Here is a 25,148-nt window from a genome sequence, read left to right as displayed (position 1 = left end):
ACATACAGATTCTAAAATGTCCATACCTTTTTCAATTTTTTTTGACTTTTTTTTATCTTTTTTTATGCAGATTCTTAACAGTCCAACTTTTTGTCCAATCCATTAAATGAAACAAATTAATTCATCTTATAAAACAAATTAATAGTTGACAGATGAACCAGTTATATGTAAAATAACTAATGTTGATAAGCTATATTTTATATTTGCGCGAGTGGCTCAGTTGGTGGAGCACGACCTTGCCAAGGTCGGGGTCGCGGGTTCGAGTCCCGTCTCGCGCTCTCTAAGAGTCTAGTAAATACTAGGCTCTTTTTTGTGTTGCATATCGTGTTGCATTTACAAAATAAAAGACGCACTCGTAAAGTTGTTATTAATCATTGAACAGAATCTAACGGTCATACTCGTTTTACTAATAGTGGTAACGGCGGCGCTTGGAATGTCCTCCAAAGTGCAGCCTTTTAGATTTAAGAGATATAATCATTTTCTTATTAAGTTCCATATAATACTGTAAAAGTTTCAAGGGGAGTTATCAATATGGATATCAACACTAGCAGATCGCCCAATAATCAAAACGAGTCAAGCCAAGGCTCCGTTGCTTATATTACCGACTTAAGGCAGGAAACCATTGACAACACTCTTTTCTATACGACCAGGTGGACCAGTAAGAATATGCAATTTGCTCTTATGTCTGTACCCGTCAATACAGAAACCGGTTTGGATGTCCACTATAATTCGGACCAGTTTTTTTATATCGAACAGGGAGAAGCATTTATTTTCATGGGTTCTTGCTATGACTGCATTAACATCCAGCATCATGTATTCGAAGGTTATTCTATAATCATTCCGGCTGGTGTATGGCACAATGTCGTGAATATTGGTGGCATTGATTTAAAAATGTTCAGCATCTTTACACCCGCTATGCATACTTATAATACTGTTTTTAGAACATCACAAGAATGGTTTGAATATTATGAGGGGCATAATGCTCGGTTTCCAGAATAGCATGAGCGTCTTAAGGATTCTCAAAATAAAAAACTACTAACTCAATAGTTAGTAGTTTTTTGTCTCCGCTCTAAATCTATATACCGTAAATATTTTACCATCTTTTTTCAAAGGCAATTCTTGTATCGGAACAAAATCCAATAATTGTGACCACACTCATAATACTCTTTTCGAACATTGTTCCTAAGAACTGTTGTATAATTCCAATGAAGCCTAACGGTAATGTTACAATTAGAAATATCGATAATGTAATCATTTCTTCAACCTATTCAATATTTAGCATTACGGTTCTTCCGCTGTTTCCGATGTATCTTCTGCTTCCTCCGACATCTCTGTCGTCTGTTCCACTCTATCCCTATATTTTACCCTGTAAATTCTCTTAAGGGATTCATCGATTCGTTCCTGTGCAATAACGCCTTCCTTTACTGCATTCAACACACCTTCGTATGCCAGCGGGAAGTCTTCCGGCATAAGTATCATATCCGCTCCGGCTTTTATCGCCATAATTGCCGCCTCATCCGCGGCATAATATTCTTTAACTGCGGACATATTCATCGCATCCGTTATTACTATCCCATTATAACCAAGTTCTCCGCGCAGTGCTTCCGTTATTACTTTATCGGACAGAGAAGCCGGAGTATTATCGCCTATTACATTCGGCAGGGATACATGACCTACCATAATAAAATGTGTTCCCGCCTCGATGCCGGCCCGAAAAGGAAGGAAATCTGTCTCTTTCAGTTCATCCAGACTCTTCTCAATAACAGACATTCCTTCATGGGTGTCGTCCGTTGCCGCTCCTATTCCCGGGAAATGTTTCAAGGTAGCACTGACTCCCGTATCCTGCAGACCGCTTACAACTGAAGATACCATATCTCCTACTGTTGCCGGATCGCCGCCAAACGACCGTTTCCCAATCGCCGAATGTTCTGCATCCGTTACCACATCCGCCACAGGTGCGAAGTTTACATTGAATCCCAATTCATAAAGATAAGAAGCGAGTGCCATACCTGTATTATAAGCTGATGTTGTATCGCCCGAAGCTCCGATATCTGCCATATCTCCTATTTCATCCACTTCTATGGAACTGCTGCCAACTCTTCTTACCGAGCCTCCCTCCTCATCTACTGCGAGGAATAAAGGATATTTGCTCATACTTGCCGTATTGGAAAGCATCTCCGTCAGTTGCTCCTTACTCTGAATATTCTGGCTAAAATACACAAGTCCGCCTATGGCATATTCATTCAAAGCATCCTTCGTACCGTCACCTGCCTTAATCGCCTTATCCACTCCGGTAAGCGCTTCCGGCGTAATCATGAACAGGCCGGCTACCTTATCCTCCAGAGGCATCTCCGCAATGCAAGTCTCCACCATTTCTTCCAGCCAGTCCACTTCTTCCACAGGCTCTTGTTCCACGGTCACCGGCGGTTCCACCACCACTTCCTCCTGATTAGAAATCTCCTCAAGCTGTGCCGCTAATTCTTCCGCCTGCTTCTTCTCGGATATATTTTTCATAAGAGTCGTAATACCAATCGTCGCTCCTGTAATAGCTGCTCCCAAAAATATAATAACACAAATATAAGCTATCGCCTGATTGCGGACTCTACGTTTTCTTCTATATTCACGCCGTTCATTAAAATCTCTATTATCTTCCATAGTTCACTCCAACCTATATATTTATAGCTATCATAACCCATTTATTCACATTTTTCCACAGATTTTTTGTTTTCCCTATAGAAATCAAAACATAACGTAGAAGAGGATATTGACTTTTACAATCAATACCCTCTTCTAAACTATGCTATCCAATGGTCTATACCTCTTCTTTCTTATTTCCTTTTCTTACCGTTTATTTCTTTTTTACTGCTTATTTTTTCTTACTATTTTCTTAATTCTTTATTTTGTTATCTTTTGTACTCTTTCCATTTCTCTTTTGTACTACCGTACTGTAACGGTCGATAAATTTTTATCGGATAACTGCATCCAACAACTTCATCTTTTGTCCTGCGTTACCTTTTCTTATGTACTCGACTACTTTTTCTTTTGTTTCTTCATTCTTTTGTACTTCTCAAATTAACGTTTTCGGTGGTCTATACCTCGCTTTCTTTTGTATTTTATCTATATGAATTTCTTTTGTTATGACTACATTATAAGATACAACCTCTTATTTGTCAACACATTATTTCAAAATATATTATATTTTTTCATTATTTGAATTTTTACACCAAATTATTACAATTTAGTTAATAAATGTCTAAATTCACAATCTCTTTGTCCGTTTTTATTATACTATCTCACTTTGTCCATTTTTTCACAATCATTTCTCACATCTTTGTCCATTTTCTCCTTATTCCACAAACTATCCACACCTCTTGCAACCTCTCTAAATTCTAGTATAATATAATTATAATAATAATTCAAAAGGAGGAAAATACCATTCATAATCCTTTTTTAACAGAAGGCGTCCTTACCTTGAATGCCTCCATCAATAAGCTATTCATCGCTAAAATGCCGATTTGTTCCGTTGCCCAAAATCTTACCGGTAAAACCGCGCAAGATATCTTTTCTACTGACCTATTGATAAAAGAAATCAAGGATTCTGCCGGTAAATTACAAATAAATATTGATTCCTTACAGGAAAAATCATTACCATTATATCTGGAAACCTGCCTTGAAGATAAATGTGCCGGGGTTTCCGGAGAAGCTCATCGAATCCTTAAGCTGTTCGGTGAACGGCTGGCAGTCATCTTACTCTGTCTAAAAGAAGGCTCTGCGGAAAATCGTGCCGCCCGTGCGGACTGGAACGACTCCCATTGGTCCTATTGGAATTATCTGGAACAGATTATTTTAGTCGGCGGTCTTGCCAGCCCCCCACTGGGAGAAAAGCTAAAAACTTATATGGAAGAGGTATTCTTCCTTTCCGGCAAAAAGCCATATGATATTTCGCTGGGAAAATCATCCACTTACGCCGGACTCCGCGGATGTGCCGCCTATCTGAAAAGTGATCTTGCTGTTCAGGTGAACATAATTTTCGATTATGGCCAAAGTTTTATCAAACGAAGCTATGTTACGATGGAACAGGGACATATTAAGGATATCATCATCCTGGAAAAAACATTATCGCAGCATGTGCAGTGGGACATCGAAGACCCTCTTGTCGAAAAAAACGAAGCGTTTTTACTCAATGATCATTTTCTTGCGACGATTTCAAAAACGATAAGAGAGGTAGAAAGCAAGGGGCTTACCATTCATCCGCACATTATCTTAAGTATCGCTAATTATGTCAAGGACGGTGTTATTGCCAACCGGGGCGGCTATGGCAAGCTGCGTCTAATCGCTCCCAACTACGCGGATTATCTTGCTAATTATCTAAAGGAAACTCTCAGAAAAGATTATCGCTTCACTTTAATACACGACGGTACCGCTATGGCTGCTGGTTATTCCAGCTATGAAAAAGCAGTTTGTCTTTCTCTTGGCACTGCCTTCGGCGTCGGTTTCCCTTCAAAGCAATCAAATTGTTATATTAATGCAACAAATAGGAGGTAGTACATATGACTCATAAACAAGCTGCGTTCGCTTCGGCAGCGCAAGGAATTATTAAGAATCTGGAAATCAGAGGAATGGAAGGCTATTTCTTCGAGGACTCCGCATCCTGCGTTGATGCAATTATTTCTTCTATACCGGACAATAGCAGTATTTCCTGGGGCGGCAGTGAAACGGTAATAGAAACAGGGCTTATGGATGAAATCAGAAATGGAAACTACACTCTCATCGACAGAGACAGCGTATCTTCAGGGGAAGAAAAACGTAAAATATATGCACAAACTGTACTTGCTGATTATTATTTAATGAGTACCAATGCCATCACTCTTCAAGGAGAATTAGTTAACATCGATGGAAGAGGAAATCGAGTAGCCTTCTTAATTCATGGTCCTGAAAATGTAATCGTTATTGCCGGGATGAACAAACTCGTTACCGATATACATGAGGGAATTAACCGGACGCGCAATATCGCTGCTCCTGCCAATGCAAAACGCCTCGATAAGAAGACACCTTGTAATGCAACAGGCCATTGTGGTGACTGTATGTCTCCCGACTGCATGTGCAGTCAAATCGTCATCACCCGCAGAAGCGGTATTAAAGGACGTATCAAAGTATTTCTGATTGCAGAAGAACTGGGCTTTTAAGCCCAGTTCTTTATATTTTATAATGGGAAACCTCTTTCGTCTCTCAGTGTAAACCTCTGCACCTCCTGACGCAGCATGGCCGCCTGCGCGGACATCTCCTCGCTGGTGGCGGAGTTTTCCTCGGCAGTGGCCGCATTGGTCTGCACCACAGCGGAAACTTGATTCAGTCCTTCATTAATCTGTCCGATGGCGCTGGTCTGCTGCGCAGATGCGTGTGCCACCCTTTCAATGCTCTCTGTCACAGATTGTGCGCTTATCTCCACGGATTGCAGAAGTTCCGCGGTCTGCGAGGTGATTTCTGTACCTCTTTCAACCGTGCAGATAGCAGTTTCAATGAGCTCTGCAATCTGTTTTGCGGCTTCGGCCGATTTTCCAGCCAGATCGCGAACCTCATCCGCCACCACCGCAAAGCCTTTTCCGGCGGTTCCCGCACGGGCGGCTTCAATGGCTGCATTGAGCGAGAGAATGTTGGTCTGGAACACAATATCCTCAATGACCTTGGTGATGCCCGCAATCTGATCCGATGCGGAACCAATGTCGTTCATTGACTCGGTGAGAAGCCTCATCTGCTCATTGCTAGAGGAGACCCCGGCCCCTGCCTGTTTCACATATTCCGTCGCAGTTTGGACATTCCGCATGTTTTCCTCCGCTTGTATGGAGATTTCGTTAATGGAAGCAGTCAGCTCCTCTATGGCAGCTGCCTGTTCGGTGGCACCTAATGCCAGAGCCTGTGCGCCGCTGGAGACTTGATCAGAACCCATTGCGACCTGGTCGGCGGTGCTGTTGATGACCGACATCGCTTCATTCATATTTTCAATCATTTTGTTGAGGGCCTTGTTCATCACATCAGCGTCCGAACGAATTGGGATCGCTACGGAATAATCCCCACCGGCGATTTGTTCCAAAATATCAGCCTGCTGTTTCACGCCATCGGCCATATCCGCAAAAGCACGGATCAATAGAATAATTTCATTGGACGTATCCGTTGTTCTATCAATCTGCCGCCCATCCGCCACCGCAATATTACCAATCGCCATATCGCTTGCCACCTTGGTCAGGATAGGGAGGTCTTGCAGGCGCTTGCGGACAATGACGAGAATCGTGGCACCGATTACCGCGATCAGCAGGACGCCGATGACAATCACAGAGAAGAACAAGGAGTTCGACGTAGCATTCACCGTTTTTTCCGGCACAATACCGCAGACAATCCAGTAGCTGTCTGTATCGCCGATTTTTACGCCGGAGCCTAAAAAGGTCATATTGGTATTGGTAATATCGGAATAGGCGTTAACGGCAAAGGTCCCGCCATTTTGGGTCACTCGTTCAATCTCTGCTTTGTAATTCCCCATCCATGTGGTATCGTATCGCTGCAAAACAAGGCCGGCATCGGGATGTGTTGATATCAGCCCTCCGGGGGACAGGGTGTAAAGATAGCCATCATCGAGAATGGAGCCTGCATTCATCATGTCAATGACATACTCCATGTTGAGATCAACGCCCACCGCCCCGACAGCACGCCCATTCTGCATAATTGGAATGGCAATACTGGTCATCAGCATCGTTTTGCCATTGACAATTTCTTCATACGGGTCACAGATATGTATTTTCCCGCTGTTTATTGCCCCCCGATAAAAATCGTTATCATCAGGATCAGAGCTGTTATAATCCGTCATGGCGCTAATACTGGAACCTCCCCTTCCGTCATCGGTCAGGAGCGGGATAAATCTGCCGGTAGAATCATGGTACGCTGTTCCCGCATACTTAGCATCCTTCCCATCCAGGGCATTAGGCTCCCAGCATGTCCAAATGCTAGTCAGCATATCATTTCCGCTGAGCGCTTTCTCCAGCACAGTTACAATGTCCTCCCGAGGAGTTTGCGAGGTTTTGGCAAGGTCTTGAACAATGGGTGCCACTGATATAAGAGTACCGTAAGAGGACATGGAAATAGCCTCGAACTTATTGCTGTATTCGTTTACTCTGGCCTCCATCAGCCGGGATGTCATGTTTTGTGTGGAGAACCAGGAAATAGTTCCGATTACGCCTGCCATAATCATGATTCCTGCGGCCAATACCGCTAACGCAGGGACCAATATGGATGTTTTAATGCTTCTGTTTTTCATAAATAACCTCCATCATGTAATTACACGTTTTCTGCTGAATGGTTACTTGTAAGGAATCATTCGCCTGAAGCAATTCATTACTCTGAATTGCATGACTCCTATATTAAAGGAACTATATTCCAATTCTTGCCCCTGTTGTAAATTGCTCGAATTTTGTTGTAAACAAGTTTATTTTGTCAACTATTCTCTACAATTGAGTTCCGGAAATGACAAAAAAAGATATTTCACGGAGCTATATGATTCCATGAAATATCCCTTGGGTTCTTTTAATTTGTTAGGTCTATTCCCCATCTTTCTGTGGTAAGCATTGAGGAACACAGACTCTGGCTTCAAAGGTCTTTCGCCCCAGATCGACATCAAACACGACCAATCCTCCCTTACTCTCGGCAATCTCTTTTACAATGGAAAGTCCCATCCCATGCTCTTCCTTTTGCTCTTTTGTGCTTTTTAGCATGCCCTTTTCCAAAAGAATGTTTCCATCAAAAGCATTCACCACGTCCAGCATGGCCCAGCCCTTTTCATTTTGTGCAGTTATTTGAATAAACCGTTCTTCTTTTGGCACTTTTTTGCAAGCTTCCACAGCGTTCGCCGTAACATTGGTGATAATGCGCAGCGATTCCAGCAGAGTCAATTCCGTATGCCTGGGAGCCACCATCTGGCAAGAAAGTCGAATTCCGTGCTCTTCACATTTAAAGGCCAAATCCTGGAGCACCGCATTGAGGGTTGCACTGTCCGAGTATTCTCTTTTTACAGTTTTTGTTTCTTCCATCGTTCTATACGCTTCCTGAACCACCAACAATGCTTGTTCTTTTTCTCCTGCCTTCAGTAACGTTCCGAGTGTACGCATGACAGAAAAATAGTCATGGCGTAGCCTGCGGAATTTCTCGGTGCTCTTATGATACGAATTATAATAACGCCGTTGGATTTCCAACTGTTCTGCCAAGAACTGACTATTCAGCTTATGTTGCAAAAGCCTTGTTTCTTTTATCGAGTGGTAGATAGAATAGATGAGCATAATGATTATAAAAGCACTCCCGGATAAAGTAATGCCTGTGAACCACAATGCGTCCGGGCCGTAGTAGCGTCCTTGGTTGAGGATGATAAAGGACGGAAGGGCTGCTATTTCATACACAATCACATTTTTCAGAGATGCAGGATTATCCATAAACATACGAAGGTCGTGATCCGGGATGATTGTTCTTCTCATAATCTGAAAGAATACTAAGGCAATAATCACGGAAAAGGTAGTCAGGGTATAGTAGGACTGTGAGTCAAGAGCAAAACCCGGTATCGTATCCTGCACAATCCACGATCCAATGGCTGTGGTAACGCCCCGAAAACAATACAGGCTTAACGAGCATACTCCCGCACCATATAACGCCTGAAGAAAGGACAAGTCGGAGGATAAACGAATTCCCACCGTCATTGCCAACATCAAAACAGGGAGATTCAGCCACAAAAGTCCCAGCAGCTGCACCACATAGTAAGAACCTACAATCAGAATCAGGGCCGGGACAACCATACAGAGTCGCTTGCGGTCACTTGATAAAAGCCACCGATAGTACAATAAAAATACCAGGTAATACAGGATAATAGAAATCGCAGCAGAGATGCTCATATAACGATGCCTCCTTATGGATAATAAATATAGTTGCGGGATATATAGTCTGAAAAGGCTCTTTTTACCTTGTCCATGTATATACCGCCTATTGGCAGCTCTGTTTTATTTTTCAGCACAAGCATTCGTTTTCCAAACTTTGCAATATAAGGAAGGTGAACAAGGTAAGAGCGATGAATTCGAAGAAAGTCTTTGGATGCTAAATCAGCCTCCAACTGCCCCATAATACCGTAAAAGCGAATGGGATCTTTGCTCTCCATATGATGAAGCAGAATTTCCCGGTTCATTACTTCAAAGAATGTAATGCACCGGAAAGGTATGCTTGTCATTACACTATTGAATTCGCATATAAAAAGTTCCTCCTTTTGTCGATTGACCTGCTTCACTGCCCGGAGAAATACCTGTTCAAATTGCGAATCCGTTATTCTCCCTTTGAGCAGGTATTGGACAGCATGTACATCGAATGCTTGCGCCATATAATCCGGACAATTCGTTAAAAAAACAATTTGAGCATAAGACCCGGAGTCCCGCAAAGCCTGGGCTGCCTCCATTCCGTTGGTTTTATCCATGATAATATCCAGATACAGGATGTCCACATGTCGCTTGAATTCGCATATTTCACAAAGAAGCGCCTCTGCGCTGGTAAAACAGGACAATTGAATTTCCATTTGATTTTTCTTAGCACATGCCCTGATCTTCCCAGCACATGCTTTTATGTCCATCGGATTATCATCACACAAAACAACTTGCAGCATATATCGTTACCTCCTCCGCCGCCTGGAAGAGAATGAAACGCTCTGTTTTTATGATTTCTTCCTCGTATCCATGCGCTACAGCTTCCTATCTTCCAGTATAAAAAAAGGACCACATTGATTCTTATCCATGATGTAAATTATGTAAATTTTGGTGCAGAAACAAAAAACACTTCCAAAACTATCATTTTCTTAATAATAGTAGTTTTTAACTATTGCGGCAATACAATTACCTTCTTATAATTCGTGATATAAATCATATACGATGTAAAATCTATTATAAAGGGGGTATTTGTATGATGTACGAAGATTTTGTCCCGGAAAGATTGGCACAGCTACGCACACAAAAGGGCGTGTCAGCACGTGATATGTCTTTATCACTGGGACAGGCCGATAATTATATTAACAACATTGAAAACAAAAAGTCCTTTCCATCCATGAAAGCGTTTTTTTACATATGTGAATATCTGAAGGTAACGCCACAAGAGTTTTTTGAGATGGATAACCGTTACCCAGGACGATTAAACGAACTCATGGAACGGGCGAAAATGTTGAGTGATAAGGCGCTGGAGCATATCACCGGGATTATAGATGAAATCAATAACAAAAAATAAAATATGGAAACATGAAGAACCTTGCACACACAGAAGTGACGAATAAGGTAACTATTCAGCATATCTGCGCACTTGCCGAATAAGGCAACAAAAAACCGCAAAGCAGAAAATTTGCTTTGCAGTTCTTTGTTTTTGCCTTTTTCTATGAAAAGCTGTTGAAGATATGCATATTAAAACAGTCCTAGATTAAAGGATATTTTTCCGTCAACTTCTGAACAATCGTTCTCGCTTCCGGAATCTTCTCCTCACCACCCTTAATTACCAGTGCGATCGCTTCTGCAATCTCATCCATATCGTCAGCATTCATACCGCGTGATGTTATCGCCGGCGTTCCCAGCCTAATACCGCTTGTTACGAAGGGAGACTTAGGATCGTTGGGAATTGTGTTCTTATTGGCAGTAATATGTGCTTCATCAAGCAACTTCTCCACCGCTTTTCCTGTCAAATCGAAATTCGTAAGATCTACCAACATCAAATGATTGTCCGTACCGCCCGACACAATCTGGATTCCTCTGTCCAACAGACCTTTGCAGAGTGCTTGTGCATTATCTATAACACCTTTCTGATAGATCTTAAACTCTTCGGTAAGCGCTTCCTTGAAGCAGACTGCCTTAGCTGCAATCACATGCATCAAAGGTCCGCCCTGGATTCCCGGGAATATCGCTTTGTTGAAATTGTATTTATCGGCCGCTTCTTGATTCGCAAGAATCAAACCGCCTCTGGGACCTCTCAGTGTCTTATGTGTGGTCGTCGTTACTACATCGGCATAGGGCATAGGGTCCGGATGCAGTCCCGCTGCAACAAGTCCGGCGATATGCGCCATATCTACCATGAATACAGCACCCACTTCATCCGCTACTTCTCTGAATTTCTTAAAATCGATGGATCTCGCATAAGCGGAAGCACCTGCTATAATCATCTTAGGTTTTGCCTCCAATGCGATTTCTCTTAATTTATCATAATCGATAAAACCTTCGTCATTTACTCCGTACGGAACAATATTGAAATATTTACCGGAAATATTTACCGGGCTTCCGTGTGTCAGGTGGCCGCCATGGGCAAGGTTCATACCCATAATCGTATCTCCCGGCTCACAGATCGCAAACTGAACCGCAAGATTCGCCTGAGCACCTGAGTGAGGCTGTACGTTGGCATAGTCGCAGCCAAACAACTCTTTTGCTCTTTCGATCGCCAGATTCTCTACCACGTCCACACAATCACAACCGCCGTAATATCTCTTTCCCGGATATCCTTCCGCATATTTATTGGTAAGGGGGCTTCCCATTGCTGCCATAACCGCTTCGCTCACCCAGTTCTCCGATGCAATCAGCTCAATATGGGTATTCTGTCTGTTCTGCTCGTCCACAATCGCCTGAGCGATTTCAGGATCAACTTTTTTTACTTCTTCCAATGAATACATATCCTCTTCCTCCGTCCTCTTTATTACGCTAAAGGCAATAGTTCGGTTCCCTCACTATTACATTAGAAAATCCATTGAAATCACCTTCGGTGATGGGATTTTCACTTGCTGTTCCACATATTCTTACGGTCAGTGCAGTAAATGCACAGACCTGTTGAATAGTTAACCTAAAGTTCACATTGAAGTATATCATACATTTTTCAGAATGAAAACTACAATCACCGAATATTCTATTAAGGAAAATTACCTTAAGGAAAATTAAGAATTTTATGAGTAATGTCTTATTTACTTCCCTACCAAATACTGATAAAATGGGGATTGATTAAGATATGGCTACATATTGATAAGATAAAGGTGAACTATGTACTATGTAATTGTGAATCCCGCCTCCAAATCCGGACGCGGACGTCAGATATGGATAAAGTTGGAGCGGATATTTGAGGATAACAATATCCCATACAAAGTTGTTTTTTCCAAAGAAGCAGGACATGTTGAACGAGTTGTGTCAAAACTGACTGCCCCTCTTGCCGAAGATCCGGACGCTGCCCCCATTAAGCTAATTATACTCGGGGGTGACGGTACGATGAATGAGGCGCTGCAGGGCATACATGATTTCGACCGCATATGGCTCGGTTATATCCCTACCGGTTCAAGCAACGACCTGGCCAGGGATTTACAACTCCCCAAGGAACCGGAAACCATTCTTTCTTCTATTTTAGAAGGAAAGATTGTTCGCACTATGGACTTCGGGACTCTTATCTACGATAACGGACCGGGAGAACGTTCCGCACTTTCCACTGAGCCGGTCGCAGATACACGCCACTTCTGTGTAAGCAGCGGTATCGGTTTCGATGCTGCCGTATGCGAGAATGCGCTTTCCTCCAGTTTCAAAAGTACCTTAAATAAATTCGGACTCGGAAAGCTGATCTACTTGAGCATCGCTTTAAAACAACTGATTAATGCTCAGTATAATCCTTGTGATATCTATCTGGACAATTCCACGGAACCGATTCATTTTGACCGATTCCTATTTACTTCCTTTATGATTCATAAGTATGAGGGCGGCGGTTTTAAATTCTGCCCGACGGCCGATGCTACCGACGGAATGCTCGATTTATGTGTTATTGGCAATATTCCAAAATGGCTGATTCCCTTCGCTCTTCCTACAGCTTATTATGGAAAACATTATATCTTCCCGCAGCTTAAGCACTATAGAGCAACCAAGGCAAGGATTATCACATCCTCCCCGTTATGGGTACATACGGACGGCGAAGTATATGCGAAAGCCGATAGCCTTACCATTACTTGTACCTCACAGAAAGTTAATATGATGATGTAATATAGGGACTATCTCTACGAAAGGCTGGTTATCATTTATGAAAAACTTTTATTTAAAATACAAACACGCAATACCTCTTCTCCTTTACGGAATTTTTTATATGTCATGGTTTATATATCTGGAGCGAACGATCACCAAGAACTATCGGGTGATTCATGTGTCTTTGGATGATTATATTCCTTTTTGTGAATTATTTGTCATCCCTTACTTTATCTGGTTCCTATATGCATCCTTCGTGGTACTTCTCTTCTTTTTCAAAAACAAAGAAGATTACGCCAGAGTATGTGTGTTCTACTTTACAGGTATGACTATTTTCCTTATTATATCCGCGCTCTTTCCTAACGGCCATCATCTGCGCCCGACTGTTATGCCCAGAGATAATATTTTCACTCATTTAACGGCATATCTATATAGCACGGATACCTCTACCAATTTGTGGCCCAGCATTCATGTATATAACTCCCTGGGCGCACACTTTGCCATTGCGAAGAATCCCTATCTTTCCAATAAGAAATGGGTGGTACGCAGCTCCTTGGTTATATGTACTTCGATTATACTTTCCACTATGCTTATCAAGCAGCATTCCGTGTTCGATGTGGTTACCGCATTTATTCTCGCCGCTGTCATGTACGGCGTCGTATATAAATATGACATTGTTACTGCTTATAAAGAAAGAGCACTTGCGCGAAAAAAGACAGCACCTCAGGCCAATTAGGTCCGGTGCTGTTTTTATTTCGATTTCTAATTAAATTTGAAAAAACGCTGACAGATGCGGTATCCTTCTACCGATATCTTTCTTCCGCCTTTTCCCGGAAGATGCATAGAATTTCCTAAAATACCATATCGTAGTTTACGATACAACCATTTATCTTTCTGGTGAATATAATCCCATAACTCTTTTTTCTTCGATAGATGTTCCTCGCTGCCGCCCCGGATAAGAAGTATGGAAGAAACAGTCGTTATAATTTCCAAATAGTTAATCATATAATTCTTCATCTTGCGGTTCGCTTTAATCTTCGCTTTATGCTCCGCCATATAATCGACCATGATCTTATTCACTTTAATCTGTTGGTCGATTCTGGATATCATAATCGTCTCATTGACTGACTGTCCATCCCTACCTATATAATAACGATAGAAATTTACATCCAGATAAAACATATTCTTCACAAAGGGAAGAGGCTCGAACACAAATAGGTTATCCACATAGAAGGTATGTTCAGGAAGCTTCAGTCCACAGTCTTTGAGCAGCTTCGTCCTGAAGATGACCGAATGCATTAGGATATACTGTCCTTTACGGAAATATCGGATATCGCTCCATGTAAACATCTCATTGTGCGGGAGTGCGTGGCGATAACGCATCACTTTATTTCTCTTCTCACCCTCTTTTTCATAAACAAAGTTGCTGATAAGCATATCCAGCGACTTTTCACCTCCGGCAAGTTCACGTAGAGTATCCAGAATCTCCCGATAAGCATCCTCTTTCACCCAATCATCGCTGTCTACCACCTTGAAAAAAAGGCCGGAAGCATGTTCGATACCCGTATTTACAGCAGAGCCATGGCCGCCGTTTTCCTTGTGTACCGCACGTACGATAGATGGGTATCTCTTCTCATATTCCTCCGCAATTTGTGCTGTTCCATCCTTAGAACCATCATTTACAATGATGATCTCCACATCTTCACCACCGGTTAACAGTGATTCCACACACTTTCTCATGTATCCCTCAGAATTATAGCAGGGGATCGCAATCGTTAATAACTTCATATTCTTCCTCCGCACCAACCGTCATCATGCCGATTGATTTTATTCGAAATAACACTTTAATTATACAATGCTAAAACAGACAATACAACTTAAGTATATCTAAACTCCCAACTTAATATCCAGATATTTTGCATAAACAGCATAAGCGGCAGGAATTGGATAATTTTCCTGCGCTTCCTTTTTATCGATAAATATCCAGCCCGCCTTTCCGGCAGCAGAAGAAGAACTTTCCAGCTCATCCACTCGTACCGCATATCCTTTCATATGCCATTCCCTATGAGAAAAAATATGCTTCGCCTCTCCAATCGGCTGAATGCGAAGAACCTTCAATCCCATAGCTTTCAGAGCCTCCAGCACCTCTTCCTCGTGGCGATATCCTTCCAACATCGGGAAACCATACATCCCTGCAAGAAGCCCTTTATCCGGCCTTCTCTGAAATGCCGCCTTATCCTCATCCCTGATAACGAGCACAGTCTTTTCCTCAATGAGTCTTTCCTTCTTCGATTTCTTCTTGGGGAATTCCGATGTCCTCTCTTGCAAGTGAGCCTCACAAAGCGACTCCCATGGACATTCTTCACATTTTGGCGTTCCATTGGGTATACATACCATGGCTCCAAGTTCCATAAGCGCCTGATTGAAATCGCCCGGTCTATCGGAGGGGATTACCGCAGCAAGTTCCTTTTCCACCCGGCTCTTCGTCTTCTGGGATAAAATATCCTCCCCGTCCAATCGCAGCCTGGAAAGGATGCGAAGTACATTCCCATCTACTGCAGGCACTGCCTTCTGATAAGCGATCGATGCCACCGCACCCGCTGTATAGCTGCCAATTCCGGGAAGAGATACCAACTCTTCATATTCCGTCGGCATCACACCATCGTATTTCTCCATAATCATCTGCGCCGCGCGCTTTAAATTACGGACACGGTTATAATAACCGAGTCCTTCCCATAATTTCACCAACCGATCTTCCTCAAGTTCCGCTAAACTCGCGACATCCGGCACTTCCTGAATAAATCGATCAAAATAAGGCTTCACTGCCTCTACCCTCGTCTGCTGCAGCATAATCTCCGAAAGCCAGACATAATAAGGTATCGGATTCTCTCTCCACGGAAGGATTCTCCTTCCTCTGTCATACCATGCGAGCAAAGGCTTCGCGATGGCATCCATCTTAGAAAGCATTACCGGCACTTCATCTACAATTTCCATTCCCTCCGGCGTTACCTCACAGTCATAGGCAAGAATCTTCACGCCCGCCTCTCTCGCCCTTATAAGTGCTTCGGCAAATTCAGGCTGTGTCTCCCTATTCGGAGCAAAAAATTCCACAGCCTTCATCTGCACTACTAATATAATGTAAGCCTCATATCCTTCTTTCACCGCTTCCATCAGCTCTTCCACGTGCTTTAATGCGCGCTGTGACGGCGCATCGGGAAAATATACGGCATTGTCCTTCTCCAGCGTTACACCCTTCACTTCCAGAAAAATCTTCTCCGATTCGGTCTCCACATAAAAATCAAACCGGGATTTTCTATAAGTCTTTTCCGGGTATATATCTACTAATTTCGGAAACAGCTTCTTCTTTGTCAACCATTCGTGCACCGCTTTATTCGGTGCGGAGGAGTCCATATTTATCATACGGTCCCCCTTTTTCACCGCCACCAAATCATACGCAGTGGAACGCTCCTGCTTATCGCTCTTCTCCAAATAAACTACCGCATTCTCTCGCAGCAATTCTTTACATCGTCCTGTATTCTTTACATGGACCCGCTCTTGTTTACCCTCTATCTCCACATAAGCGATAAACCGGTTCGGACGGGATAAAAATCTCCCTTCCACAATATTCCTATATTTCATATAAATAACCATGCTTTCTATTATTATCTTAACCGTTTTCCCTCAAATCTTTCGAAGGTAAGCAGACAATTTCTCAACTCCTCATATCTTTCCTCCACCGGCCCGGGCTTCACTTCCACATCCGTAGCAATCGCCATCACATTGATCATATCATCTGTAATGCGATGCCTAAGCCCTGTCAAAATATTCAATCGCTCTTCATAATTATCCGCATCGAGGAACTCGATTACCATAGGGTCTATATTCAACGATTCTTCATTAGCTTCAACCTGTGAGCTGCCGGCATCGTTTGCTTTCATCTCCTGTCCGAAAACATCTCTCTCATCCACTTTCTTCTCTACAATTTCCAAATCTACAGCCTTGAAACACTCTCCGTCTTTCACATCCGAAGAAACTACCTCGAACCGATATTCCTGCGATGCTTGGGGATACTTCTCCTTATCTACCTTTTCCAAGAACATATCCATGGGCCTCGCATAGACCCCATAATCTCCATACATCGCCTGATAGATAACCAGCATTTCCCCTGTCTCCGAATGCTTGGCTATGGTAATGATCTGATAATGATTCCCTTTAAAGTGCTTATATATTTCATGTGCCTGCGGTATATGCTGCATATTATTTCCTCACTTTTTCATATGTTTAATGAATATTGGCAAAGCGTAACGGTTCAGTAACCTCACCGTTATAAAAAAACTTTTATGAAGCGCTGTACTTCACAATAAGAAGTTCCACGCTCATCATATCGTTTATCTTCCCAGTCTTCACAGCTTCTTCTGCCTCTACACAGGCTTCAAGGGCGCTGCGCAAATCAGAAAGACGAAACTTTGCGGACTGTGTGACGTATTTCCCGGCAATAAAAGGCAAAAGCCCTGCCTTCCCACCGATTTTCTTATTATCATAACCCTTTCCCTTCATTTCTTTCACCTGAAGGAGCATATTATACTGTCTGGCTATTAAGAAGAGAATGCGCATCGGCGGCTCCTTTAAAGCGAGCAAGTCGTAATACAGATTCAGCGCTTCTCTCTGCTTCTTATCCGCAATAGCATTCACCATATCGAAGATATGATTGCTCACTCTATGGGTACAAATATCTTCAATATCCTGTTCTGTCACTGCCTCTTTCTCCATGCAGTAACACATTAATTTCTCCAGCTCTTTACGGATATTCTCCATATCCGTCCCTGTTTTCTCCATAAAATAGCGAAGTGCAGGCTCGGATATCTTCTTATCTTCCTTCTTAATCATGCCGAGAATCCATTTTTGAAGTGTGGCTTCTGTCTGTGCCGGGAACTCCACCGCTGTTCCCTTGGAGGAAACTGTCTTGAAAAGTTTACTCCTTTTATCCACTTCTGCCTCTACAAAAACGATATAAGCTGTCTGTGCCGGCTCATTCAAATATTCCGCGATCTGCTCGCCTCCATGCTTGAAAAGTCCGCTGTTTTCAATAATAATAACGCGTCTGTCCGCGAAAAAGGGCATCGTCTCCGCAAGATCGATTACTGATCCCGCAGAAATATCCTTCCCTTCAAAATAATTATAATTCATCGTATCTTCCTCACTCATCAGGGCATTTTTAAGCCTGTCCCGATACTGTTTGCGAAGATACGACTCTTCTCCATACAAAAGATATATATTCTTAAATTGACCCTCTTTTATATCCTCATTAATACGCTGCATAAACTCTCCTTCACTGTCAAATAGGTTATCCCCTCATCCACTCTCCTGCCATGGTAATCCATTTCTGACAACGAGGTTCTATTCCAAAGCCATCACTTTTCACCATGGTTTCTTCATTTGCCAGTGCCAATCCGTGTGCCCCCTCCGGAAAGATATGTACTTCCATGGAAATACCTTGTTTTCTCATTGCTTCTGCCAAAAGCAATGTATTTTCCACCGGAACCACATCATCGGCATTCGTATGCCATACGAACACCGGCGGCATATCTTTCGTCACCCGTTTTTCAAGGCTCAAATATTCATTTAACTCTGGAGTATTCTTGCTCCCCATCAAATGCTCAAAGCTACCGCGATGTGCAAAATCTCCCGATGTAATTACAGGATAAGCTAAGATCAGACCGCTAGGCCTTATATCATCCGCCGCCAATCCCGTTTCCCTTTCCAGCCACTCTTCCTGCCAATAAGTCCCCAGGCTTGCAGCAAGATGCCCTCCTGCAGAAAAACCCGCTATCACCACTTTATCACTTTGAATTCCATATTCTTCCGCATGCTCCCGCAGATAATTCACACTCCATGCCAATTCACACAATGCTTGGGGGAACTCAACCGGCGCTACACTGTAACGAAGCACGCAAGCATGGAATCCCATTGCCAGGAATTGCAAAGCAATCGGTTCTGCCTCTCTGTCGGAAGTGAATTCATAACCGCCTCCCGGGCAAATTAAAACTACCGGTCTTTTACGATTACTGTCCATTTCCTGTGAATTATCTTGAAAATAGGTATATAACTTCGCCTCCGAATGCTTTTTTGTCACTACAGAAATAACTCCATATCTCATAATCTCATCGCTGCCTCTGCAGCCTTCCCTTCCTAATAATAATACTATTCTAATACTATCGCATTATTAATTCAACCATAGAACAAAAGTGTGCTTCGCACACTCTCGCGATTCAAACTTTTGGCAGCACAGCTTTTGTTCCGCGCGCGTAGCTGCGCATCAATCGGTTCTTTAATAGGAGCACTTTTCTATTAAAGAACAAAAGTGTGCTTCGCACACTCTCACGATTTAAACTTTTGGCAGCACAGCTTTTGTTCCGCGCGCGTAGCTGCGCATCAATCGGTTCTTTAATAGGAGCACTTTCCTATTTATAGAACAAAATGCTGCCTACCACAGAATATCCTGCGGTAAACAGCATCTAAAATCAACTTCTTATTAAATAGTCAAATGCGCCCAGGGCCGCAGTCGCTCCGGAACCCATAGCAATAATAATCTGTTTGTACACACTATCAGTACAATCTCCTGCCGCAAACACTCCCGGGAGGCTTGTAGCATTGTGATTATCCACAACAATCTCTCCGATTCGATTCCGTTCCACCGTATCACCTAACCACTCTGTATTAGCCACAAGACCAATCTGAACGAATACTCCTTCCAGTTCCACGTGATGGTTTTCCCCTGTATCGCGGTCTGCGTAAGTAATCCCATTCACCTTCTGATCTCCCGTAATTTCCTTGGTCTGAACATTTTTCACAACCGTTACATTGGGCAGACTGTAAAGGCGTTCCTGAAGAATAGCATCTGCTTTCAGCTCCGGCATAAATTCGAGAACCGTTACATGAGAGGCAATACCTGCCAAATCGATGGCTGCTTCAATACCTGAATTACCGCCTCCGATTACCGCTACCCTCTTATCTTTAAAAAGAGGACCATCGCAATGAGGACAATAAGCAACTCCTTTGTTCTTGAATTTCTCTTCTCCCGGTACTCCTACATTTCTCCATCGGGCACCTGTGGAAAGAATTACCGTCTTACTTTTTAAAACAGCACCGTTTTCCAATTCGACTTCCAAGAGTTCTTTTCTTTCCAGACGCTTCACGCGTTTAGAACTCATAATATCTATATCGTATTTTCTCACATGGCGTTCTAAGGTGTCACCGAACTCAGGGCCTTCCGTATATTCCACGCTGATTAAGTTCTCTATTCCTAAAGTCTCTCTCACCTGCCCGCCGAAGCGTTCAGCAACAATTCCTGTACGGATACCTTTGCGCGCCGCATAAATGGCTGCGCTGGCTCCTGCCGGACCGCTTCCGACTACAAGCACATCAAAAGGTTCCTTTTTCTCGAACTCGGAAGTATCAGACGCACTACCTAATTTCTCCAGAATTTCTTCCAACGTCATCCGACCGCCACCGAACTCTTCCCCATTTAAGTAAACGGTCGGTACAGCCATAATATCCTTGCTCTCCACCTCTTCCTTAAATATCGCACCATCCACCATAGTATGGCTAATTCCGGGATTTAAGACGCTCATCACATTCAGAGCCTGTACTACCTCCGGACAGTTATGGCAGCTTAAGCTGATATACGTTTCAAAATGGTATTCACCTTCGAGTTTCTTCACCCGGTCAATTAACTTCTCATCCACCTTCGGCGCTCTTCCGCCCACCTGTAAAAGGGCCAGGACCAACGAGGTAAACTCGTGGCCCAGGGGAATTCCTGCAAAAGAAACTCCGCTATCCGCTTCTACCCGGTTAATGCTGAAGCTCGGGGTTCTTGGCAGCGTTGTCTGCTCCTTCTTAATTCTTGGAGACATGTCAGCCAACTCATCGATTAAGGATATCATATCCCCCGATGCATTATCGGACCCCGCGCTGACTTTAATCAGCACATCATTTTCCAAAAGCTTCAAATATTCTGCTAATTGTCCTCTAATTTCGTCATCTAGCATCATAATACTTGCTCCTTAGATCTTTCCTACTAAATCAAGACTTGGTTTCAATGTTGCTCCGCCCTCTTTCCATTTCGCCGGGCATACTTCATTGGGATTCTTCCTTACATACTGGGCAGCCTTCAGCTTATTGATCAGAATGCTTGCATCACGGCCAATATTTCCCGCATTAATCTCTACTGACTGAATTACTCCATCCGGATCGATGAGGAACGTTCCTCTATCTGCCAAACCGTCAGCTTCGATTAACACATCGAAATTACGGCTGATTTCATGGGAAGGATCTCCAATCATAACATAAGTCAGCTTGCCGATTGCTTCCGAGTGGTCATGCCATGCCTTGTGAGTAAAATGCGTATCTGTAGAAACAGAATAAACCTCAGCTCCAAGCTTCTTAAACTCCTCATAATTATCTTGTAAATCTTCTAACTCTGTCGGGCACACAAACGTAAAGTCAGCGGGATAAAAGCAAACAATACTCCACTGTCCTTTAAAATTCGCATCCGATACCTCTACAAATTCCCCGTTGTGATAAGCCTGCGCCTTAAATGGTAATACCTCTTTTCCTACTAATGACATAATCATTTACCTCCTGTTATTTTATATTTTTGATTAGTTAAAAAGTTTTTAATTAGTTTAACAATTTTAATAACTTTAGATTTTTAATTATTTAAAAATTGTTATTAATATTATTTATTTAATAATAGTAATCATTACTATAATTATAATTCCAATATATAGTAAGAGTTTTCAATTGTCAAGTGATTTTATAAAAATTTTTATATAAAATTAAATTGTATCTTCTCATCAGCGAAATGTCTCCACCCTCATTCTCGTCCCATCGGTCCATACTGTAATCGCACCTCCCTCTTTTGTCATATATATATCACACTCTTCCTTTTCCAAACGTTCCAACAGTTCCTCATGCGGATGCCCATACCGATTGTTCTCCCCACAAGAGATAAGTGCTATTTTCGGTTGCAGTAATTCAAGTATCTCTTCATCGGTAGAATACTTCGAGCCATGATGGGCTACCTTCAAAAGTGTAATTCCCTTTTCCCAATCCGCTTCTTCTCTTATGGCTCTTATGCTTCCTTTTACCTTCTCTTCCCCTGCCCCTTCTACGTCTCCTGTAAAAAGAGCCTGGAAGCTGCCATAGGTAAGGTAGAGAACGAGAGAATATTCGTTCGCCTCTTTTGTATGATAATCTTCCTCAGGGTGCATACAGAGTATTTTCATACTGCCATCTGTGAACTGCTGTCCCCTGCTCATATACTTCACAATAATCCCTTTTTCCTCCGCTTCCTCCTTCAAACTTCGATACCGTTCATTTCTCGATCCTTCCTCCACATCGGGAAGGATTAGGCATCGTATATCAATTCCTCCTTCTCCTGCCCCCTCTATCAAAGTTGCAATACCATTACAATGGTCTTCGTCCGCATGGGTTACGAATACAGCATCCAAACTTCCCACTCCCTGGGATTTCAAATAAGGAAGAATCTGATAGCTTCCCACATCAGTTTTACTCGTACTCCCTCCATCTATAAGATAATTCTTTCCCATATCGCTTCTTATATGTATACTGTCTCCCTGCCCTACATCGATCGCTGTTACGGAAAGCCCGCTCCCTCCCCGGAATACGAGAAGAGATAGAGATAACAGTACCCATTGCAGCTTCCACCATCCGGACATCTTTTTCCCGATTATAGCCAGTACCGCCATAAGGAGTATGTAGGCTTCCACCTGCCATAATTGTGGCTTTCCGACAATGTAGTTTCCATAAGATGCCTTTTGACATAAGATACAGCTTTCCTCATAGATCCAGAGAATTGCCGCATTAAGGTAGGCTGCCTTCTTCCCTATCCAGGGAAGCAGGCCACCTGCCAGCATACAGAACATACCGTTATACATCACAATGGTCGCAAGGGGAATGATGAGAAGATTGAGAAAGATAGAATAAAGAGGGAACTGATAATAGAAAAAGAGATGAACCGGGAGCTGAATAAGAGCGACTACAATTCCGGATAAAAGAGCTTCATAAAATTGATGAAGGACCTTCGTCAGATTCTTGCATCTCCCCCTTTTCTCTTTCCTCCGAAAAACAGGGACTAGTAAGCCGAGAGCTGCTATCGCACTAAAGGAGAATAGAAAGCCGCTGTGCTCCACATATCTTGGCTGCTCTACCAGCAAAAGTACCGCTGCCAACATAAGAGCAGTGAGCATATCATAAGTACGCCCGACTAATTTGGCCGACAAATGCAATCCGAACATTATAATGGCTCGTACCGCGGAGGCTCCCATCCCGGTCATAATTCCATAACCGCATATGACAATAATACAAAAAACAGCACTAACTTTTCCGGGTATCCGGCATAGGGTGAACAGCCTATATATCCCCATTCCTATCATAGAAATATGAAGTCCTGATATGGATAAAATATGTATGATTCCACTCTGCTGATAAAGCTGCTTAATTTCTTTATCCAGATTTCCTGTATCGCCCAGCAGCATTGCTTTCATAATTGAGGCATCTCTTTCAGAGAAGCAGCGTTCCAGCGTATGTGTGAATTTCTTCTTCACAAGATAAAGGCCTTCTCTCCATTTGCTGTACTCCACACTTCTGGCTTCTACACTCGCCTTATTCAATTTAAAGTCCAGCTTCATAATATGATGATATCTTCTCATATCGAATTCTCCCGGATTAGTCGCTTCTGAAAAACATTGAATGACACCCTCCACTCGTACTCTGCTTCCAATGGGCGGCTCCGTTCCGGCTTCCATATAACACATAATATTTTGTAATTGATTTTGAGGAATATTGATAGAATCGTTTGAAATATGAATTGATGTCAGATAGAGGACAAGCGCCTCTGTTGAAGATTCTCCTGAAGTTTCCCCCGAAGAATCATTTTTTGAAAAATGATAGATTGTATTATTTCGCTTTGTAAAACTTCGATATTCTTTTTGGTACACCTGACCTTCCACTGTCAGCCTCTGCCCATCCCACCTTCCATAATCAGGGACAGGCATCGGCATTAATCGCATACACCAGACGAGCACGGCAGTGAAAATCAGGCAAAGCAGACACAATGGTCTTTTCATTTACTTCCCCCTCTTATCATAATCTCCCTAGCCTTACTCGGCTGTCGTTACAATATCCAGATTTCGTTCAAACGGCATAACAAGACTTATATTTTCCCGAAACATAAGATTCGTCTCTCCATCCACTGCAATCTGTACCTTATTGACATTGGGCAGCTCCACAAGAGAATTAGCTAACGAATATATGGTAACCTCCGATGTTACATTGCTCGTAGTAGTTAGAAATTGTTCGCTTAGATTCACATAACAAATACCGTCTTTAATCGTAGCGCTTATTACTTTCGTATCCGGATTTATAGTAGGATAAATTTCATTCTTCATCTGTTCACTGGGACCGGAAATCAACTGCTCTACAATGAGTTTTTCCATAGAAATATTAGTGTTATAAACGAGCTTTCTGCTTGCCCCGATCAGTTTATTCCCCTCCTTATTCGCGAAATAAAGCCGAAGGGTAGCCTTTTCATGAGAGTTGATCTCGCTGCCCGCATTATCGATGAACATATCCGCCGACATTGTTAAGAGCACATTGCCGTCATTATCCGTAAGAGGAACATCGTTAACATAAAAGGAAACATAATCGATTCCTTTCACCTGAGTCATCGTCCGTACAATTGCCGCACGTACTAGAACTTCTGTCGTAACGGGCAACTCTTTGTAATGTTCATCGAGATTAAGAATAAGCTGTCCTTCTTCTACCGAATAGTTAAGCAGCTTATATTCTCCTGCCAATGGCGGCTTATATTCCAGCTTTTCCGGAGTATCGGAAAGTTTCGCCAACAACTCCTCAATCAAACCACTTTGCTCCGTAGTATTTACAATATATTCCTTGGAAATAATCTTTGTCTCATCCTTGTTAACCCCATATAGCTTATAAATCCTACTTTTATCCACCACTTCTTCCCCTCCGCAGGACGTCATTACGAAGAGCAGACAAAACATCATAAGCAAAAATATGAACTTTTTCTTCATT

21 protein-coding genes and 1 tRNA gene are annotated in these 25,148 nt (G+C 42.7%); 7 read left to right on the top strand and 15 right to left on the bottom strand.

All coding sequences use genetic code 11. The features are described from left to right. Positions 1-205: 205 nt before the first annotated feature. Together RBB56_RS14320 and RBB56_RS14315 are read left to right on the top strand one after the other, a co-directional pair. Positions 206-278 (top strand) — tRNA-Gly (locus RBB56_RS14320). A 253-nt stretch (positions 279-531) separates the two neighbouring features. Then, positions 532-999 carry a cupin domain-containing protein gene (locus tag RBB56_RS14315; RefSeq protein WP_306719646.1) on the top strand — a complete coding sequence of 156 codons (468 nt, stop codon included), beginning with the start codon at positions 532-534 and terminating at the stop codon, positions 997-999. 94 nt (positions 1,000-1,093) lie between these two features. On the opposite strand, the gene RBB56_RS14310 is transcribed toward RBB56_RS14315, so the two are convergent. Both RBB56_RS14310 and RBB56_RS14305 read right to left on the bottom strand, forming a co-directional pair. Beyond that, a complete protein-coding gene (locus tag RBB56_RS14310) occupies positions 1,094-1,255 on the bottom strand; it encodes a hypothetical protein (protein WP_306719645.1) in 162 nt (53 codons plus the stop codon). Positions 1,256-1,281: 26 nt separating this feature from the next. Next, a complete protein-coding gene (locus RBB56_RS14305; protein WP_306719644.1) occupies positions 1,282-2,655 on the bottom strand; it encodes a glycoside hydrolase family 3 protein in 1,374 nt (457 codons plus the stop codon). Positions 2,656-3,471: 816 nt separating this feature from the next. On the opposite strand from RBB56_RS14305, the gene RBB56_RS14300 reads away from it, so the two are divergent. Further along, complete coding sequence (locus RBB56_RS14300) at positions 3,472-4,545, top strand: hypothetical protein (RefSeq protein WP_306719643.1); 1,074 nt, start codon at positions 3,472-3,474, stop codon at positions 4,543-4,545. A gap of 5 nt (positions 4,546-4,550) precedes the next feature. Beyond that, positions 4,551-5,186 carry a lactate utilization protein gene (locus tag RBB56_RS14295; RefSeq protein WP_306719642.1) on the top strand — a complete coding sequence of 212 codons (636 nt, stop codon included), beginning with the start codon at positions 4,551-4,553 and terminating at the stop codon, positions 5,184-5,186. Between the two features lie 17 nt (positions 5,187-5,203). On the opposite strand, the gene RBB56_RS14290 is transcribed toward RBB56_RS14295, so the two are convergent. The 3 genes from RBB56_RS14290 to RBB56_RS14280 all read right to left on the bottom strand — a co-directional run bounded on the left by RBB56_RS14290 (position 5,204) and on the right by RBB56_RS14280 (position 9,679). Continuing rightward, on the bottom strand, positions 5,204-7,306 hold the full coding sequence (locus RBB56_RS14290; RefSeq protein ID WP_306719641.1) for a methyl-accepting chemotaxis protein: 2,103 nt from the start codon (positions 7,304-7,306) through the stop codon (positions 5,204-5,206). A gap of 280 nt (positions 7,307-7,586) precedes the next feature. Next, complete coding sequence (locus tag RBB56_RS14285) at positions 7,587-8,924, bottom strand: sensor histidine kinase (protein ID WP_306719640.1); 1,338 nt, start codon at positions 8,922-8,924, stop codon at positions 7,587-7,589. 14 nt (positions 8,925-8,938) lie between these two features. Further along, positions 8,939-9,679, bottom strand: a complete 741-nt coding sequence (locus RBB56_RS14280) for a LytR/AlgR family response regulator transcription factor (RefSeq protein ID WP_306719639.1) — start codon at positions 9,677-9,679, stop codon at positions 8,939-8,941. A 296-nt stretch (positions 9,680-9,975) separates the two neighbouring features. Here RBB56_RS14280 and RBB56_RS14275 point away from each other — a divergent pair, with 296 nt between their 5' ends. After that, on the top strand, positions 9,976-10,290 hold the full coding sequence (locus tag RBB56_RS14275) for a helix-turn-helix domain-containing protein (RefSeq protein WP_306722164.1): 315 nt from the start codon (positions 9,976-9,978) through the stop codon (positions 10,288-10,290). A gap of 181 nt (positions 10,291-10,471) precedes the next feature. Here the strand turns inward: RBB56_RS14275 and glyA are convergent, their stop codons facing one another. Then, positions 10,472-11,710: a serine hydroxymethyltransferase gene (glyA, locus tag RBB56_RS14270; RefSeq protein ID WP_306719638.1), complete on the bottom strand. Its 1,239-nt coding sequence runs from the start codon at positions 11,708-11,710 to the stop codon at positions 10,472-10,474. 361 nt (positions 11,711-12,071) lie between these two features. Between glyA and RBB56_RS14265 the strand changes: the two genes are divergently transcribed. Together RBB56_RS14265 and RBB56_RS14260 are read left to right on the top strand one after the other, a co-directional pair. Next, complete coding sequence (locus tag RBB56_RS14265) at positions 12,072-13,049, top strand: diacylglycerol/lipid kinase family protein (RefSeq protein ID WP_306719637.1); 978 nt, start codon at positions 12,072-12,074, stop codon at positions 13,047-13,049. Positions 13,050-13,086: 37 nt separating this feature from the next. After that, on the top strand, positions 13,087-13,764 hold the full coding sequence (locus RBB56_RS14260; RefSeq protein ID WP_306719636.1) for a phosphatase PAP2 family protein: 678 nt from the start codon (positions 13,087-13,089) through the stop codon (positions 13,762-13,764). 26 nt (positions 13,765-13,790) lie between these two features. Here the strand turns inward: RBB56_RS14260 and RBB56_RS14255 are convergent, their stop codons facing one another. The 9 genes from RBB56_RS14255 to RBB56_RS14215 form a co-directional block, all read right to left on the bottom strand. Next, positions 13,791-14,816, bottom strand: a complete 1,026-nt coding sequence (locus RBB56_RS14255) for a glycosyltransferase family 2 protein (RefSeq protein ID WP_306719635.1) — start codon at positions 14,814-14,816, stop codon at positions 13,791-13,793. A 99-nt stretch (positions 14,817-14,915) separates the two neighbouring features. Then, positions 14,916-16,667: an A/G-specific adenine glycosylase gene (gene mutY, locus RBB56_RS14250; protein ID WP_306719634.1), complete on the bottom strand. Its 1,752-nt coding sequence runs from the start codon at positions 16,665-16,667 to the stop codon at positions 14,916-14,918. 23 nt (positions 16,668-16,690) lie between these two features. Continuing rightward, positions 16,691-17,284 (bottom strand): DUF1653 domain-containing protein, encoded by a 594-nt coding sequence (locus RBB56_RS14245; protein ID WP_306719633.1) that lies wholly within the window; start codon positions 17,282-17,284, stop codon positions 16,691-16,693. Between the two features lie 82 nt (positions 17,285-17,366). Continuing rightward, positions 17,367-18,347 (bottom strand): DNA polymerase III subunit delta, encoded by a 981-nt coding sequence (gene holA, locus RBB56_RS14240; protein ID WP_306719632.1) that lies wholly within the window; start codon positions 18,345-18,347, stop codon positions 17,367-17,369. 25 nt (positions 18,348-18,372) lie between these two features. Next, entirely contained in the window at positions 18,373-19,185 is an 813-nt protein-coding gene (locus tag RBB56_RS14235; protein WP_306719631.1) for an alpha/beta hydrolase, read from the bottom strand. A 364-nt stretch (positions 19,186-19,549) separates the two neighbouring features. After that, positions 19,550-21,079: an alkyl hydroperoxide reductase subunit F gene (gene ahpF, locus RBB56_RS14230; RefSeq protein WP_306719630.1), complete on the bottom strand. Its 1,530-nt coding sequence runs from the start codon at positions 21,077-21,079 to the stop codon at positions 19,550-19,552. Between the two features lie 12 nt (positions 21,080-21,091). Beyond that, a complete protein-coding gene (gene ahpC, locus RBB56_RS14225) occupies positions 21,092-21,655 on the bottom strand; it encodes an alkyl hydroperoxide reductase subunit C (protein ID WP_306719629.1) in 564 nt (187 codons plus the stop codon). Between the two features lie 228 nt (positions 21,656-21,883). Further along, on the bottom strand, positions 21,884-24,178 hold the full coding sequence (locus tag RBB56_RS14220) for a DNA internalization-related competence protein ComEC/Rec2 (RefSeq protein ID WP_306719628.1): 2,295 nt from the start codon (positions 24,176-24,178) through the stop codon (positions 21,884-21,886). 33 nt (positions 24,179-24,211) lie between these two features. Next, positions 24,212-25,147: a GerMN domain-containing protein gene (locus RBB56_RS14215; RefSeq protein ID WP_306719627.1), complete on the bottom strand. Its 936-nt coding sequence runs from the start codon at positions 25,145-25,147 to the stop codon at positions 24,212-24,214. Position 25,148: the final 1 nt, after the last annotated feature.

The sequence above is a fragment of the Kineothrix sp. MB12-C1 genome (assembly GCF_030863805.1).
In the GTDB taxonomy this organism is placed as follows: Bacteria; Bacillota; Clostridia; order Lachnospirales; family Lachnospiraceae; genus Kineothrix.
The sequence above is the reverse complement of the archived record's forward strand: the minus strand, read 5'-3'. Positions and strand labels throughout refer to the sequence as shown.